General features: G+C 73.4%; 7 protein-coding genes and 1 pseudogene. 6 read left to right on the top strand and 2 right to left on the bottom strand.

Annotation, left to right across the window (positions count from 1 at the left end):
- Positions 1 to 494 precede the first annotated feature (494 nt).
- Positions 495 to 800: a hypothetical protein gene (locus tag AC07AL_RS35270; protein WP_400989847.1), complete on the bottom strand. Its 306-nt coding sequence runs from the start codon at positions 798 to 800 to the stop codon at positions 495 to 497.
- 803 nt (positions 801 to 1,603) lie between these two features.
- Here AC07AL_RS35270 and AC07AL_RS35265 point away from each other — a divergent pair.
- The 5 genes and pseudogenes from AC07AL_RS35265 (at position 1,604) to AC07AL_RS35245 (ending at position 7,555) form a co-directional block, all read left to right on the top strand.
- A complete protein-coding gene (locus tag AC07AL_RS35265; RefSeq protein ID WP_363588822.1) occupies positions 1,604 to 2,584 on the top strand; it encodes a Rieske 2Fe-2S domain-containing protein in 981 nt (326 codons plus the stop codon).
- A gap of 246 nt (positions 2,585 to 2,830) precedes the next feature.
- Positions 2,831 to 3,853: a polyprenyl synthetase family protein gene (locus AC07AL_RS35260; protein ID WP_363588820.1), complete on the top strand. Its 1,023-nt coding sequence runs from the start codon at positions 2,831 to 2,833 to the stop codon at positions 3,851 to 3,853.
- Between the two features lie 330 nt (positions 3,854 to 4,183).
- Positions 4,184 to 5,230 carry a terpene synthase family protein gene (locus AC07AL_RS35255; RefSeq protein WP_363588818.1) on the top strand — a complete coding sequence of 349 codons (1,047 nt, stop codon included), beginning with the start codon at positions 4,184 to 4,186 and terminating at the stop codon, positions 5,228 to 5,230.
- A gap of 52 nt (positions 5,231 to 5,282) precedes the next feature.
- A pseudogene (ispG, locus tag AC07AL_RS35250) lies at positions 5,283 to 6,356 on the top strand (flavodoxin-dependent (E)-4-hydroxy-3-methylbut-2-enyl-diphosphate synthase); the annotation flags it as partial.
- Positions 6,357 to 6,523: 167 nt separating this feature from the next.
- Positions 6,524 to 7,555, top strand: a complete 1,032-nt coding sequence (locus tag AC07AL_RS35245; RefSeq protein ID WP_478319373.1) for a Rieske 2Fe-2S domain-containing protein — start codon at positions 6,524 to 6,526, stop codon at positions 7,553 to 7,555.
- A gap of 373 nt (positions 7,556 to 7,928) precedes the next feature.
- Here the strand turns inward: AC07AL_RS35245 and AC07AL_RS35240 are convergent, their stop codons facing one another.
- Positions 7,929 to 8,399 (bottom strand): hypothetical protein, encoded by a 471-nt coding sequence (locus AC07AL_RS35240; RefSeq protein WP_478319372.1) that lies wholly within the window; start codon positions 8,397 to 8,399, stop codon positions 7,929 to 7,931.
- 250 nt (positions 8,400 to 8,649) lie between these two features.
- On the opposite strand from AC07AL_RS35240, the gene AC07AL_RS35235 reads away from it, so the two are divergent.
- Positions 8,650 to 17,097 carry a type I polyketide synthase gene (locus AC07AL_RS35235; protein ID WP_478319371.1) on the top strand — a complete coding sequence of 2,816 codons (8,448 nt, stop codon included), beginning with the start codon at positions 8,650 to 8,652 and terminating at the stop codon, positions 17,095 to 17,097.
- Positions 17,098 to 17,106: the final 9 nt, after the last annotated feature.

Below are 17,106 nucleotides of genomic sequence, written 5' to 3'. Positions count from 1 at the left end.
GGACCCCCGAGACGTAGAGCGCACGAGCGGACACACAGCCTCCAGAGACAGGGCGGCCACGTACGGGCCGATACCGGGAACAGCGCGTCGAGCAAAAGGGGGGAGGGCCGGGCCGGTCCTGCCCGGCTACCGAACTCCGCTTCGCTCGCCCCCTGTCCGTGTCCCACGTCGTTCGGCCAGCGGGTAGAGCTGCCGCGGGCCGCGGCGGACAGCAGCCCCGCAACCCCCGGCAGCGCGCCCGCCTCCGGCCCGGACGCGAGCGTGGCCAGGAGGACCTGGACCAGGACCTGGTAGGTGCACTCTCCGCCGCCGCCGCCGTCCTGGGCCCGGCGGCCCGCTGCATACATCGTCGGCCAGCTCCGCCAAGGCGACCTGCCGACCGGTGAGCGAGTCCGCCAGAATCCCGTCCTGCGCCCGGATCAGGCGATGCTCCACGTCCGGCGACGGACCGGACACACCGTCACCGTCGTCGGCTTCGCGGTTCTCCGGGTCAGTCACGTACCCGGCGACGTCCTGGTCAGGCGGGTGAGCTCTTCCCGCAGGGTGGCCAGTTCCGCCCGAAGGCCGGCCAGTTCCGCCCGAAGGCCGGCCAGTTCCGCCGTCTCGTCCACGGGGCGAGCGGGGGTGTCACCGGTGGGCCCGCTCCCCGTGTTCTCCTTCAGCAGGTCGATGACGGCATCCCGGAGGTTGCACTCCAGCTCCGCCGCGCGTTCGATAAGTCCGTCGACGATCTCCTTGACGTCGTCGACGATGGTACGCAGAGACCGGATGATGCCGCGCAGTTGCCGGGGCTCACTCATGAGGGGGTGTTCCTCCCTGCTGGGGTGCGAGCATGCGAGAAGGCCTGATCGCCCGTCATCCTGCGTCCCGGTGGCCGACGTTCGGGCGGGAAGCGTTCAGCCCCTTGAGTGCACGCCAGTCCGTACGTCGGCGGCAACCCCGAGTGCGGGGGCTCGGGAGGCAACGAGCCCCGGACGCCCGCGCCGATGGCGCCGTACACACGCCCGTTCTGCCGGTCGAGACACGTCTTCCGCCGCCCCGGCACCCGCAGGAAGTCCGCGACATGGTGTGGTGGCGCGAAGGCGGCGAGTGGTGTCACCTGGCCGCCTGCACCGTGGGGCGATGCGAGGGCCGTCCCCTGTCCCGGTGGTCGCCACCGGCTCCGCAGGCCCGGCAGCGGCCCGCCAGGGCGCTTCAGGGGCGGCCCGGCCCGCCGAATGGTCCCTGTAGCCGCCGACCTGCGGCGTCACGGAGGCAGGCGTGAGGGGGGAGGGGCGAGGGCGTGAACCGGAGCGGGCCGTGCTCCGACGCGAGGGCCGCACGCCGTTCCGGGACGGTCCTTCATCTGTTGGTGTAGAAACCGTCACCGGCCGCCTTCCCGGGCGGTCGACAGGGACCTGACGTGCCCGGCCCGGCAACCGCCGAGTCGAACCGGTGCCGCGACCCAGGTAGGGCCCGCACCGCCACCGCGACACCGGATGGCCCCGCGCATCGCCCAGGTCCGGCCCGGACAGCCTCACCCCAGAGGAGCCCGCCACCACAACGACGAACGAGGTGCGTTGTGACCCCTTGGAACCCGTCACCGCGGACGGCGCAGGCGACTGTGCCCCGTCTTCCCTACCCCGATGGCTGGTTCGCCCTGGCCGCCAGTCACGAACTGAAAGCGGGCAAGGTCCTCACCCGCCGTCTGATGGGTGAGGACGTCGTGCTCTACCGCACCGCCGGCGGCACGATGCGTGCGGTACGGCCGTACTGCCCTCACCTGGGGGCTCATCTGGGCCACGGGGCAACGGTGCAGGGGGACAACCTGCGCTGCCCCTTCCACCACTTCCAGTTCGGCCTCGACGGGGCGTGCGTGAAGACCGGATACGAAACGCCGCCCCCGCTGAAGACCCGGCTCTCGGTTCTGGAGCACCGGGAGATCGACGGGTTCATCTTCGTATGGCGCCATGCCCTGGGCCAGGCGCCGTCCTGGGAGATCGAGCCTCTGCCGCCGGCGGACTTCCCCACTCCGTACTGCGTGGTCCGGGACCTGGAGGACCATCCCCAGGAGGTGCTGGAAAACGCTTTCGACCTCGGGCACTTCCGTCCGGTGCACGGGGTGCCCGTGACCTACCTCCACGAACCACTCTTCGACGGGACCCGCGCAGTCGTGTCAATGACCGTACAGAGAAGCGGCGTTGACCCCCGGCCCGGGGCGTTCTCGTTGCTCTCGCCCACGGGTCGGATCATCGCCCAGGGCCTCGGCGTCATCCAGAGCGAGGTCGAGATCGTCAGGCTCGGACTTCACTTCCGCTTCTGGGTCTTCTCCACGCCCGTCGACCCCGGGCGGCTCACCTTCACCATGGCGGCGTCGATGCGGCTCGTACGCCATGGGCTCGCGGGGCCCGCCAACGCGCTGGCCAGCGCAGGCATCGCTCACCTGTTCGCCTGGGATGCCAGCAGGGACTTCGACATCTGGCAGAACAAGATCCCTCTGAGTCATCCGCGGCTCGCGAAAGGGGACGGCCCGATCATGCAGTTCCGGCGCTGGGCCCAGCAGTTCTACTCCCCGCAGGACGGAGTCGAAGAGCCCCGGAACTAGACGCCCCGGGTTCGAGCGCGAGCGGGGGCTTCTCCGCCTGGGTGCTGTCACGTGAGCCCCTGAGGGATGGCGGTCGTACGAACTTGCAGAAGGCCCCAGGGGCACAAGCCCCAAAGGACCGACCGCGCCCCCCCGGACCCCGTGCGCCGCTCGGCCCAGGGCCTTTCCTCAAGGCAGCCGGAGTTCAGGCCCGGCCCGCCGCCTCTCGCCCGATCCTGACGCACTGCCACCCGAAGGCGAGGCCCGGTGTCCGACGAACCCCGCGACTGCGAAGACATCCTGGCGTACAGCGCACACACCGTCAGGCCGTTGATCCGCACCCAGGTCAACCGCCTGCCCGCGCACATCCGTCACCTCGCCGGGCTGCACTTCGGCTGGTGGACCGACGACCGAACCCACCTCGACCACCAGGGCGACGGCAAGGCCCTGCGCCCCGCCCTCACCCTCCTGGCCTGCCGGGCCGTCGGCGGCGACCCGGAGGCCGCCCGTCCCGCGGCCGTGGCCGTGGAACTGATCCACAACGCCAGCCTGTTGCACGACGACGTCATCGACCGCGACCGGATGCGCCGCCACCGACCCGCCCTGTGGGCGGCCAAGGGGATCCCGGCGGCGATCCTCGCCGGCGACGCCCTGTTCTTCGCCGCCGTGCAGACCCTCACCCAGGCCCCCCGCGCCGAGCTCACGATTCCCGTACTCCTGGAAAGCGTCCAGCTCCTGATCGAGGGCGAGTACCTCGACACGCTCCTGGAGACCGGCACCGACGTCAGCGAGGACCACGCGCTCGCGGTGGCGGTGGGCAAGACCGGCGAACTCCTCGCCGCCGCTTGCGCGCTGGGCGCCATCGCCGGTGGCGCCGACCCGCAGCGCACGGAGCATCTGCGGGCCTTCGGCCGACACCTGGGCATCGCCTTCCAGTGCGCCGACGACCTGCTCGGCATCTGGGGCGACGAACAGACCACCGGCAAACCCGCCCTCTCGGACCTGCGACGGCGCAAGGTCTCCCTGCCGGTGGCCGCCGCCATGGCCGGCCACACCCCGGAAGCCGAGGCCCTGCGCGCCCTCTACCGCGCAACACAGGCCCCCAGCGAGGAGGAATGCCGCCACGCGGCCAAGCTGATCGAACAGAGCGGTGCCAGGGACTGGACCCTGCACCGCGCCCGACGCCACAGCGCCGACGCCCTCCACCGCCTCGCCCTCGCCGACCCCGCGCCCCTGCCCGCCGCCGAACTCACCGCCCTCGCCCACCTGGTCACCCACCGCGAACACTGACACGACCGCGGCCCCTGCCGCACCACCGGCCCGGGGAGGGGAGGGGCCGTGTGCCCACGGCTCCGGACCCGGGCGAGACACGGGCGGCGAACACGCCCCGCTCCTCGACGTCGCACCCGGACACGGCCGGACGGCGCGTACGTCGGATGCCGCCGTCGACGGGAGCCCGCGGTGCGGGAACGCGTCGACGGCAGGCGGTTCAGGGGCTCCGCTTCCCGAAACCGCCGTCCGCACCGCACAGGCGACCGCTAACCCGTCACCTGCGAACAACTCCCTCCCGGGCCCGGAAAGGCTCACGGTTCCGTTACCCACCGAAAGGCGGCCCTCGACATGTCCGTTGACACCTCGGTGTCCGACCCGCAGCCGGAGGCGCCCGCCCTCTACTGCCCGTTCCCGGTTTCACTCCACCCCCGAGCCCGGGAGATCGACGAGAGCGCCACCCGGTGGATGGAAAGCTGCCCGATCCCGACGAACCCCGACACCCGCAACGCGCTCCTCCGATCCCGAAGCGCCGCTTACGTCGCCTGCTCCAGCCCCGACGGAATCGAGGAACGCCTGGAGCTCGGCGGAAAGTGGTACCTGCTCGCCTTCGCCGTGGACGACTGGCTGGAGGAACTCACCACGCTGGAAGAGGTCATCGAGGCATGCTGCACCATGCAGCGCGTCGTGGACGATCCGAGCGCACCGCCCCTGACCGACCTCCCCTTCATGCGACACTTCGCGGAGCTGATCAAAGACTTCCGCGACAGTGCCACCGACGTGCAGTACGCCCGCTTCGCCGCCGGCTACACCTCGTATCACATGGCCATCCCGTGGGAGACCTGCCACCGTCTCGCCGGCCGACAGGTAACGCCCGCGGTCCTTCCCGTGATGCGCCTGTGGCTCACCGCGTTCGCCGCCTACATCACGGCATCGGAGATCTACAACGGGATGGAGATCCCGGCCCACGAGTTCGAGGCCCCCGCCACCCGCGCATGGCTCGAGTCCGCCGGAATCCTCCTCGCCTGGTGCAACGACATCTACTCCATCGAAAAGGACCTGCGGGGCGGCGACGCGCACAAGAACATCGTCATGACGCTGATGCGGCATCAAGATCTCGACGTCACGCACGCCACCCGGAAGGCCATCGAGTTCTGGAACCGCGTCATGGTGGTCCACCTGCGCCTTCGGGACCGCATCGCCATCGGGTCCAGCCCCGCTTTGACCCGGTTCCTGCGAGACACCGGAACCATGATCACCAACGTGATCCACTGGCACGCGGGAAACCCCCGATACGGCGGCGACCTCGCACTCCTCAGCATCGTCAGCCAGGAACCTCCCGGACTGGAATCCAGCCCCCTGCCCATTCCCTCCATCGCCTGGTGGTGGAACCACTGAACCCGGCACCGCCGCCCTCCGGCACCGCCCGCCCGAGCCCGCAGGAGCGACCATGGCCTCGACCGATCTGGGGCTTCCCCAACCGTCGCCGCGCACCCCAACACGCCGCCACTGCCGGAAGATCCACGTCGGCACCGTCCCCGTGGGCGGCGACGCACCCATCTCCGTCCAGACCATGACCACCACCCCGACCGCCGACGTCGACGCCACACTCCGGCAGATCGCCGAGATCACCGCCGCCGGCTGCGACCTCGTGCGCGTCGCCGTCCCCTCCCAGGACGACGCCGACGCCCTGCCCGCCATCGTCGCCAAGTCGAAGCTGCCCGTCATCGCCGACATCCACTTCCAGCCCCGCTACGTCTTCGCCGCCATCGACGCCGGCTGCGCCGCCGTGCGCGTCAACCCCGGCAACATCCGAAAGTTCGACGACAAGGTCCGCGAGATCGCCCACGCCGCCCAGGCAGCGAACGTGCCGATCCGGATCGGCGTCAACGCCGGCTCCCTCGACCCGCGCCTGCTCGCCAAGCACGGCTCCGCCACCCCCGCGGCGCTCGCGGAATCCGCCCTGTGGGAGTGCTCGCTCTTCGAGGAGCACGGCTTCACCGACATCAAGATCGCCGTCAAGCACCACGACCCGCTCACCGTCATCGCCGCCTACCGCCTCCTCGCAGCGGCCTGCGACTACCCCCTCCACCTCGGCGTCACCGAAGCCGGCACCGCCCTCCAGGGCTCCATCAAGTCCGCCGTCGCCTTCGGAGTCCTCCTCACCGAGGGCATCGGCGACACCATCCGCGTCTCCCTCTCCGCCCCACCCGTCGACCAGGTCAAGGCCGGAGCGCACATCCTGCAGTCCCTGGGACTGCGCCCCCGCAAGCTGGAGATCGTCTCCTGCCCCGGCTGCGGCCGCCTCCAGGTCGACATCCACACCCTGGCCCAGCGCGTCGAAGCCGCCTTCGACGACTTCCCCCACCCCCTGCGCGTCGCCGCCATGGGCTGCGTCGTCAACGGCCCGGCGAAGCCCGCGAAGCCGACCCCGGCGTCTCCTGCGGCAACGCGACAAAGGCCAGTCCTCGTCGAAGGCCACGCCATCCGGACCGTCCCCGAACACCGGATCGTCGACGCCCTGATCGAAGAAGCCCCGCGCCTGACCGAAGGCTCAGACGAATCCCACCGGGGAACCAGAACAGCGGCTCAGCGCCGTCGGGGCGCCGCCCGTAGGGGCGGACACGGCGAACACGATCCGCCGCGGGTAAGCAGTGCCCCCGCCGTCAGTCTGATGGAGAAAGGCCCGAGATGGACATCGACGAATCCTCGAACCCGGTACACCAGCCCCGGCTGCCCTACCCGGACGGGTGGTTCGCCATCGCCTTCAGCGATGAACTGCCTCGTGGAAAGGTCATCCGACGGAAGTTCATGGGCGAGGAACTGGTGGCCTATCGTACGCGTTCAGGCGCCGTGCAAGTGGTGGACGCGCACTGCCCTCACCTTGGCGCCCATCTCGGCTTCGGGGGTTCGGTGGACGGCGAGAACATCGTCTGCCCCTTCCACCATTTCGCCTATGACTTGACGGGGAGATGTGTCCGGACCGGCGACGGGTCGACCCCGCCTCGGGCGTCCCTGAAACCTTGGGTTTCCTGTGAGGTCAACGGATTCATCTCGGTATGGCGCCATGCAGGGGGCTCCGCCCCGACCTGGCAGGTCCCGACCCTCCCGGTGGATGAGTTCCCGCCACCGACGCGGCGGGCGTTCACCCTGGTCGACCATCCGCAAGATGTATTCGAGAACACCGTCGACCTTGCGCACTTCGCGCCCATCCACGGGTTCCAGAACGCGATGATCGCAAATCCACTGCAAGCGGATGGACCCCACCTCGGCATCCCGGTCACCTTCGAAAGGGCGTTCCCTCTCCTCGGGTCGGTGCAAACAAAAATCGTGGCGGTGGTACACGGCCTCGGGTGCCAACACCTCACAGGGCGCCTCGATCGCTTTGGCGCCGATTTCCTGGGCCAGGCCATGGCCACCCCGATCGACCCTATTCGTGTTCAAACGTACTTCACGCTGTCCGTCCGCTCATCCGGGTTCTCCGCCTGTCCCGATTGGGCAGCCAGAACCCTGTCCCAGATCCTGACCCAGGCGGTAGCGCCGTTCTACCTCACGGACGTCACAAAGGACTTCCACATCTGGAGCAACAAGAAGTACGTGGAACACCCCAGACTCAGCCGGGGAGACGGCCCGATCATGGAGTACCGCCGCTGGGCCCGCCAGTTCTACAGCGTACCGCCCCTACCGGGACAGGGCGCTACGCCGAAACCTGAACCTTCCTGACAGTCCACGCCCCCAGCCCGCCGCACACAGACGACCGCGGTACTTCGGGGCCACGTCGGCACCACCGGCACCACGTGACAGCCATCCACCGCCGCCCACGGCGCCTCGCTCGCCCGACGCTCCCTTCCCCGCGCGCCGCGCCGCGCCGTCGTCCAGGTCCAGGGCCGCCCGGCCCGCCCGCCTCGCGGCGCGCCTCAACCCGGACGCGAAAGCAGTCCGTACCTTGAACCAGCAACATCGGTGCCTACACGCGCCGATTGCCGGTTCGGGCAAAACGTGCGGAATAAAGAAAAGGGCCCGTGGGGACGTGGGATGCTCCGAGCATGCCCCGGAGCAACAACGGCCAAGTGCCCGTCGCATACGTAGACACTGGTCAAGGGGCCGCGGGTCCACACCCCGTCGTTCCGGGACGGCGGGGGCCCGCGACGTCGGCTGCGTCGCGGGCCCGGCACGGTCGTGGGATCAGGCCTTGTTCGGGTACATGGTCCAGCGCTGGTTGGCGTTGCCGGGGATGCACGACCAGACGCCCAGCGCCGTCCCGTTGCCGTCGGCCCAGTTGGGGAGTTCGAGGCAGCGGTCGGCGGGTCGGCGGGTCGGCGGGTCGGCGGTCGGCGGTCGGGTTGTGGAGGGTGCCGTCGGCGCGGAGCGTCCAGACCTGGCCGGTCGCGCCGACGCAGTCGCTGATGACCACCTGGGTGCCGAGGTCGGTGGCGTTGTCCTTGATGCCGACGCAGCGCCCACCGGTGCCGGTGGGCAGGGTGCCGGCGGTGTCGGTGGTGATCAGGTCCGGGTTCCCGTCACCGTTGATGTCGCCGGGCGAGTCGACCACGGGGAACGCGGCCATTCCGGACCCGCCGCCACCAGCTCGCCCTACCAGGTGTTCATGGAACAGCCGGTCATGCAGGCTCTCGCCGCCTGGCGGCAGTCCGACCTGAACGCGCCCACCTGGACGAAGAAGAAGCGCCGCAGTCCTCAGCGGCCGCAAGCGCAGCTGCGGCGAGTCCGCAGGACTGGGTCTGTGCCCGCGTGCTGGTGGGTACGGAGGACATCGACGGGGGAGCGGGTCGCGAGTGGCGAGAGGTCGGAGCTGGGGCGTGAGTGGTGAACTGCGGTATGACGATCTGGTGCGGCCGCTGCCGGAGTTGTTGAAGAGGCACGCCGAACGGTCGGCGGACCGGGTCGCGTTCCACGACTTCTCGCGCGGCGTCAGCTACGCCGAGTTGGAGCGGCGGACCGGGCGGCTGGCCGGGTCGCTCGCGCGGGCGGGGGTCCGGCGCGGCGATCGGGTGGCGCTCTGCCTGGGCAACTGCGTGGAGCTGGTGGAGGGTTGCCTCGCCGTGCTGCGGGCGGGGGCGGTCGGTGTCCTGCTCAATCCCCGGTCCTCCGACGACGAACTCGACTACTACCTGCGGGACAGCGGTGCCTCGGCCGTCATCACCGACCCCGCGCACCTCACACAGCTCCACCGCCTCGGCGCCGCGTACCGTGGCCTGCACACCGTGCTCACCGGGGCGGGCCCGATCCCCTCGAACGCCCCCGACGGCACCGTCCTCTTCGAGGCCGAGGCCGCAGCCTCGACCGGGAGCGACGGGCCCGCGGCCCCCGACGACCTGGGGCTCGACGATCCGGCCTGGCTGCTCTACACCTCCGGGACCACCCACCGCCCCAAGGGCGTGCTCTCCACGCAGCGCGGCGCACTGTGGTCGGTGGCGGCCTGCTACGTGCCGGTCTTCGGGCTCTCCCCCGAGGACCGGCTGCTGTGGCCGCTGCCGCTGTTCCACAGCTTCGGGCACTCCCTCGCGATCCTGGGCACCACGGCCGTCGGCGCGAGCACCGCGATCGCCGGCGAACTGCCGACGTCCGGCGAGGTCCTGACGCCCGGCGACCTGTGGCGCACGCTGCGCACCCCGAGCGCCGCCCTCGGCGGGCCGTTCACCCTCCTGGCAGGCGTCCCCACGACGTACCACCGGTTGATGGCCTCGGCGAGGGACACCCCGCTCCCCGCGCCGCGGCCCGGGCTGCGGCTCTGTGTCACGGCGGGCGCGCCGTGTCCGCCCGAGCTGCGCGGGGTGGTGGAGGAGACGCTCGGCGCGCCGCTGCTCGACGTCTACGGCAGCACCGAGACCTGCGGCGCGATCGCGGTGACCCGCCCGAACGGCCCCCGGATCGACGGGTCCTGCGGACTGCCGGTACCCGGCGTCGAGGTCCGCGTCGTCGATCCGGACAGCGGCGCCGACGTCCTCGCGGGCGGCGAGGGCGAGATCTGGGTCAGCGGTCCGAATCTCATGACGGGCTACCACGACCAGCCGGAAGCGACGGCCGCCGCGCTGCGCGAGGGCTGGTACCGGACCGGGGACCTCGGCCGGCGCGCCGAACACGGCCACCTCGTCCTCACCGGCCGGGTCAGCGAACTGATCATCCGGGGCGGCGAGAACATCCACCCCACGGAGGTAGAGCACGTCCTGCGAGGCTGTCCCGGGGTGCGGGACGCCGTGGTCCTCGGCCTGCCGCACGCCGTCCTCGGCGAGGTCCCGGTCGCCTTCGTGGTGCCCGGCCCGGAGGGCCTGGACCCGCGGCTGGTGCTCGACGTCTGCCGCTCGCAGCTCGCGGACCACAAGGTTCCCGTCGAGGTCCGCGAGATCGCGGCCGTCCCGCGCACGCCGTCGGGCAAGATCGTCCGCCATGCGGTGCTCAGCGACCCGGTTGCAGCGCCGGCGCCGGCCGGCGGCTCCCTGGACCGCGGGCTGCTGTCGCTGCCCCGGGAGGAGCAGGAACGCGCGCTGTGCGCGAGGGTGTGCGCCGAGACGGCCCGGGTCCGCGGCCGCGCGCCGGAGAGCGGGCTCGACGCGGACGGCTCGTTCACGGACCGCTCGTTCGTGGACGGCTCCTTCGCGGACAGTTCCTTCGCGGACAGTTCCTTCGCGGACCTCGGGCTGACCTCGCTCGGCGCCATCGAGCTGATCGACCGGCTCGCGGCGTCGACCGGGCTGAGCCTGCCGACGACGCTGGTCTTCGACCACCCCACCCCGGCCGCCGTCGCCCGCCACCTGCACACGGAACTGTTCGCCGCCGTACCCGCCGCACCTGTTGTACCCGCGCCCGCCGCACCCGTACCCGCGCCCGCACCGCGGACCGCCGAGCCGGAGGAGCCGTACGACCGGGACCCGGTGGTGATCGTCGCCATGGCCTGCCGCTACCCCGGTGACGTGGAATCCCCCGAAGGGCTCTGGGAGTTGGTGTCGCAGGGCAGGGACGCGATCTCGGACCTGCCGACCGACCGGGGCTGGGACCTGGCCGCCCTCTACGACCCCGACCCGGACCGGATCGGCACCTGCTACACGCGCAGTGGCGGATTCCTGCACAGCGCCACGGAGTTCGACGCGGGCCTGTTCGGCATCTCGCCGCACGAGGCGCTCGCCATGGACCCGCAGCAGCGGCTGCTGCTGGAAGTCACCTGGGAGGCGTGGGAGCGGGCCGGGATCGACCCGGCGTCCGTCCGGGACAGCGACACGGGCGTCTTCCTCGGCGTGATGTACGGCGATTACGCCTCCCGCTTCACCGAGCACGAACTGGAGGCCCACCTCGCCCTGGGTTCGGCCGGCAGCGTGGCCTCCGGCCGGCTCTCCTACGTGTTCGGTCTGCGCGGGCCCGCGATCACCGTCGACACGGCGTGCTCGTCCTCGCTGGTCGCCGTGCACCAGGCGGCCCAGGCGCTGCGCTCGGGCGCGTGCTCGCTGGCGCTGGCCGGCGGCGTCACGGTGATGGCGACGCCCAACCCGCTGGTCGCGTTCAGCCGCCAGCGCGCCCTCGCGCCCGACGGCCGGTGCAAGTCGTTCTCGGCCACGGCGGACGGCACCGCCTGGGCAGAGGGCGCCGGGGTGCTGCTGCTGGAGAAGCTGTCCGACGCGCGCCGCAACGGACACCCGGTGCTGGCCGTGGTGCGCGGCAGCGCCGTCAACTCCGACGGCGCGTCCAACGGCCTGACCGCGCCCAACGGCCGCGCCCAGCAGCGCCTGATCCAGCTGGCGCTGGCGGACGCCGGGCTGCGCGCGCACGAGGTGGACGCCGTGGAGGCGCACGGGACGGGCACCGCGCTCGGTGATCCCGTCGAGGCGCGGGCGCTGCTCGCCGGCTACGGCCGGGGCCGGGGGCCGGAGGACCCCCCGCTGTGGCTGGGCAGCGTCAAGTCCAACCTCGGACACACCCAGGCCGCCGCCGGAGTCGCCGGGATCATCAAGATGGCCCAGGCCATGCGGCACGGCGAGTTGCCCAGGACCCTGCACGTGGCAGCCCCCACCCCGCACGTCGACTGGTCCGCGGGCCGGGTCGAGCTGCTGACCGCCGCCCGGCCGTGGCCCGCGCCCGCCGGCCGGCCGCGCCGCGCCGGTGTGTCGGCCTTCGGGATCGGCGGCACCAACGCGCACGTGATCATCGAGGAGCCGGCCGCCGCCGACCGCGCCCCGAGCCAGCAACCCGCGCCGCCGCAGGAACCCGCCCCGCCGCAGGGGCCCGCGATGCCAGCGGCGGTGCCGTGGCTGGTCGGCGGGGCCGACGAGGCGGCCCTGCGGGCCCAGGCGCGGCGGCTGGCCGACCACGTCGAGGCCCGGCCGGGCCTCTCGCCGGTGGACGTGGGCTTCTCGCTGGCGGTGTCGCGGTCGGCGCTCACACACCGGGCGATGGTGCCGGCCGCGGACCGTAAGCGCATGCTGGCCGGGCTCCGGGCGATCGCCGACGGCACGCCCGGCGCCGGGGCGTTGACGCGCCTGGCCGACCCGCGCACCCGCACTGCCTTCCTGTTCACCGGGCAGGGCGCGCAGCGCACGCGGATGGGCGAGGAGCTGCGGGAGGCGTTCCCCGCGTTCGCCGAGGCCTTCGACGAGGTCTGCCACGCGCTGGACGGCGAACTCGACCGGCCGCTGCGCACGGTGATCCGCGCCGAGCCGGGCTCGCCGGACGCCTTGCTCGACCGCACGGACTTCACCCAGGCCGCCCTGTTCGCCTACGAGGTGGCGCTCTTCCGGCTGGTGGAGTCCTGGGGCGTGCGGGCCGACTTCCTGGCCGGGCACTCCGTGGGCGAGTTGGCGGCCGCGCACGTCGCCGGAGTGCTGGACCTCGCCGACGCCGTCCGTCTGGTCGCGGCCCGCGGGCGGCTGATGCGGGCGCTGCCCGACGGCGGGGCGATGGTGGCCCTCGACGCGGCGGAGCACGAGGTCCTGCCCGAACTCGCGGACGTGGCCGACCGCGTGGCGATCGCCGCGGTCAACGGACCGCGCGCGGTGGTGCTCTCCGGCGCGCGGGACGAGGTACTCGCCGTCGCGGCGCGGTTCGAGGCCCGCGGCCGCCGCAGCACGCGGCTCAAGGTCGGCCACGGTTTCCACTCGCCGCTCGTGGACCCGGTGCTCGACGAGTTCCGCCGCGTCGCCGAGACGCTGGAGTTCCGGCCGCCGCGGATCCCGGTGGTCTCCACCGTGACGGGATCTCGGGCGGCGCCCGAGGAACTGGGCTCCGCGGACTACTGGGTGCGGCACGCGCGGCTTCCCGTGCGGTTCGCCGAGGCCGTGGAGTGGCTGGGCGCCAACGGTGTCGGGGGCTTCCTGGAACTCGGCCCGCAGCCAGTGCTCACCGCGTACGCGCAGGAGTGCCCGGCCGTCCAGGACAGCGGCCCGGCCCCGCAGAGCGGCGGCGGCCCGGTGTTCGCCTTCGCGGCCCGCCACGGCGAGCGGGAGCCGGACACGCTGCTGGCGGCCGTGGCCCGGCTCCACGTGCGCGGCGTCGGCGTCGACTGGCCCGCGGTGTTCGCGGAGCGCGGGCTGCGACGCGGGCTGCGGCGCGTGGAGCTGCCGACCTACGCCTTCCAACGCCGGAGGTACTGGCTGGACCCGCCGCGCCCGGCCGGGGCGGGGGCCCGCCCGGGCCCCGGCGAGCATCCGCTGCTCGGCCCGCCGTTCGAGGTGCCGGGCACCGGGCACACGGTGCTCTCCGGCCTGCTGTCGGCGAGCGCCCAGCCGTGGCTCGCCGACCACGTCGTCGGTGGGGCGCCGCTCGTGCCGGGGACGGCGTTCGTCGAGATGGCCGTGCGCGCGGGCGACGCGGCCGACTGCGGCACGCTGGAGGAGCTCGTGATCCTGCGGCCGCTGGCCCTGCCCGCCTCGGGGGTGCGGGTCCAGGTCGTGGTGGGGGCGGTGGACGACTCCGGCCGGCGGTCCGTCGAGATCCACGCGCGACCGGTGGAACCCGCCGAGGCCGCCTGGACGCCGCACGCCACCGGCCTGCTCACCCGCACGCCCGAGCCGGGGACGGCACCGGAGGGGCACGGCCTGGCGCAGTGGCCGCCGCCCGGCGCCGAGGAGATCGATCCCGCCGCCGCCTACGAGGCCGCGGCGGAGCGCGGTCTGGCCTACGGGCCCGCCTTCCGCGGCGTGCGCGCGCTGTGGCGGCGGGGTGCGGAGGTGTTCGCGGAGGTCCGGTTGCCCGAGCCGTGGACGGCCGAGGCAGGCCGGTACGGCATCCACCCCGGGCTCCTGGACGCCGCCGCGCATGCCTCGATGCTCGCCGCGTCCACCCAGGGAGCCGGCCCGGACGGGGGCGCGGGCGCGGGCGGCGCCCGGGTGCCGTTCCAGTGGAGCGGCGTGGGCCTGCACGCCGCCGAGGCGTCGACGGTCCGGGTGCGGATCGCGCCGGTCGGCGAGGCAGGCCCCGCCTCGGAGGACGGCGCGTTCTCGATCACGCTCACCGACCCGGCGGGCCGCCTGGTGGCTCGCGTCAACTCCCTCTCCACCAGGGAACTTCCGGCCGGGCACCGCGATCCCGGGCAGGACATCGCCCAGCGCGCCCTGCTGCGCCCCGACTGGGTCCCCGTCGCGCTGCCCAGCGGGGCACCGCAGTCGGCGGGCTGGACGGTCCTCGGGCCGGACCAGCTGAACCTCGGCGCCTTCGTCCCCCTCGCCGCCGGCCCGTCCTCACCCACGAACGGCCCCTCCTCACCCACGGACGGCGCGGCCCCGCCCCGCCACCTGGCGGTCACCGCCGTCGGCTCGGAATCGGAAACGGACCGCGACCCGCTCGCCGACGTCCACCTGCTGACCACGCGGGTGCTCAAGGTCCTCCAGGACTGGCAGGACGATCCGGCCACCGCGGGCTCGCGGCTCGTGGTGGTGACGCGGAACGCCACCGCACCCACGCCGGACCTGGCGGGAGCTGCGGTCTGGGGGCTGGTGCGCACCGCGCAGTCGGAGCTGCCGGGGTGCGTGGTCCTGATCGACGTGGACGAGGATCCCGCCTCCCTGCGCCTGCTGCCCGCGGCGGCCGCCAGCGGCGAGCCCCAACTCTCCCTGCGCGCCGGGCGGGCGACGGTGCCACAGCTGGTCGCCGTCCCGGCGGCGGCCCACCTGCCCGAGCCCTGGCCGGCCGAGAGCGCCCCGCCCCGCCGCTCCGGCGCCTTCGACCCGGACGGCACGGTGCTGATCACCGGCGGCACCGGAGCGCTGGGCGCGGACCTGGCCGGGCACCTGGTCGACGCGTACGGGGTCCGCCACCTGCTGCTGACCGGGCGGCGCGGCCCGCACGCACCGGGCGCCGACGCCCTGCGCGCGAGTCTGGCGGAGCGGGGCGCGCAGGTCAGGATCGTCGCGTGCGACGCGGCCGACCGGGCCCGGCTCGCCGAGCTGATCGAGCAGTGCGATCCCCCGCTGACCGCTGTCGTGCACGCCGCCGGGGTCCTCGACGACGGAGCGCTGGCCGCGCTGTCCCCCGAGCGGCTGGCGGCGGTCCTGCGGCCGAAGGCGGACGCGGCCTGGCACCTGCACGAGTTGACCCGCGACCGGGGCCTGTCGGCCTTCGTCCTGTTCTCCTCGGTCTCGGGCGTACTGGGCCGGGCGGGCCAGGGCAACTACGCCGCGGCGAACTCGTTCCTGGACGCGCTCGCCCAGCACCGGGCCGCCGCCGGTCTGCCCGCCGTCTCGCTGGCGTGGGGCTTGTGGGGCTACGACGCGGGCATGGCGGCCCAGTTGACCGAGGGAGTGGGGCACCCGAGGCCCGACGACGTGGTCCGGGCGTTCACCCCCGCCCAAGGGCTGGCCCTGTTCGACGCGGCGCTGCGGACGGGAGCCCCCGTACTCGCGCCGGTCCTGCTGGACCGGGCCGCTCTGCGCGCCGCCGCAGGGCAACTACCGCCGCCGCTGCGCGACCTGGCGCGCCACGGCCGGCCCGCCGCCGAAGCGCAGAGCGGCGCGACCGAACCGCCCCCGGGCGCCCGGGAAGGCTCTGAGCCCGGAGCATGGCGCACGCTGCTGGCCGGGCTGCCCGCCGAGGAGCGCGGGGCCGCGCTCACGGAACTGCTGCGCGGCGACGTGGCCGCGGTGCTCGGCTACTCCGGCGCGCAGGACCTCCCCGCCGGCAGGACCCTGGCCGAGCTCGGCTTCGACTCCCTGACGGCCGTCCAGTTCCGCAGCCGACTGAGCACGGCCCTGCGCCTGCGGCTGCCCGCAGCCGTCGTGTTCGAGCACCCGGCGATCGAGGACCTCGCCCGTCACGTACTCGACCTGCTCGACGACCTGCCCGACGACCTGCCCGATGGCCTGCTCAAGGACCTGCCCGACGGCACACCGCGTGAGCGCCCCGGCATCCGGCCCGCACCGCCCACCGGCCGTCCCGCGCAGACGCTCGCGGCGCTGTACCGCGCTCTCTGCGAGCAGGGCCGACCGGCGGCCGCGATGCACCTGGTAATCGCGGCGTCCTCGGCCGCCGCGACGTTCGGCGCCGACGACGCCGCGGAGCACGCCGTGCCGCCGCTGCGCCGGGCCCGGGGCCGCGCCGGTTCCCCGGTCGTGGCCTTCTTCCCCGACCACCGCCCGCTCCCCGCCCTCCCGGGCGGCGGGTTCGCGGCCCTGCACGCCTGCTTCGAGGGGGAGTTGGAGGTCCTGGAGTTCCCGCACCCGGGCATCGGCGCGGGGCACGCCGTTCCGGCCGACCGGGAGACGCTCGCCCGCCTCCAGGCCGAGACGGTGCTGCGGCACGCCGGCAACCGGCCCGTCGTCCTGGTCGGTGCTTCCGCCGGGGGCGCCGTCGCGCACGCCGTGACCCGACGCCTCGAACTCAGGGGATCCGCTCCCCTGGGACAGGTGCTGATCGACACGTATCTCGTCCACCAGGGCAACCACTCCACGGACTGGCTGACCGCCCTGGCCGCGCCGCCGGCCCCGCACCTCGGCGTGGACGTGTGCGCGGACGGGTCCACCGGCGACGAGGACGCCGCCGTCGCGGCCATGGGCGCCTACACCGGGCTCTTCCTGGACTGGCGCCCGGAGCCCGTGGACACCCCGACCCTCCTCGTCGGCGCCGCGCGGCCGACCCCGCTGATGGCGGCGCGCGCGGACGGCGACTCCTGGCGCACGTCCTGGCCGCTGCCGCACGAGCGCGTCGAGGTGCCCGGCGACCACCTCTCCCTGGCGCGGGAGGACGCCGCCACCACGGTGGCCGCGATCCGCGCCTGGATCGACTCCCTCGCCCACCCCGGCGCCCCGTCGGCGCCCACCACCCAGTAGAGGCAGTCA

The organism is Kitasatospora sp. NPDC043949 (genome assembly GCF_056435365.1).
The sequence above is the reverse complement of the archived record's forward strand: the minus strand, read 5'-3'. Positions and strand labels throughout refer to the sequence as shown.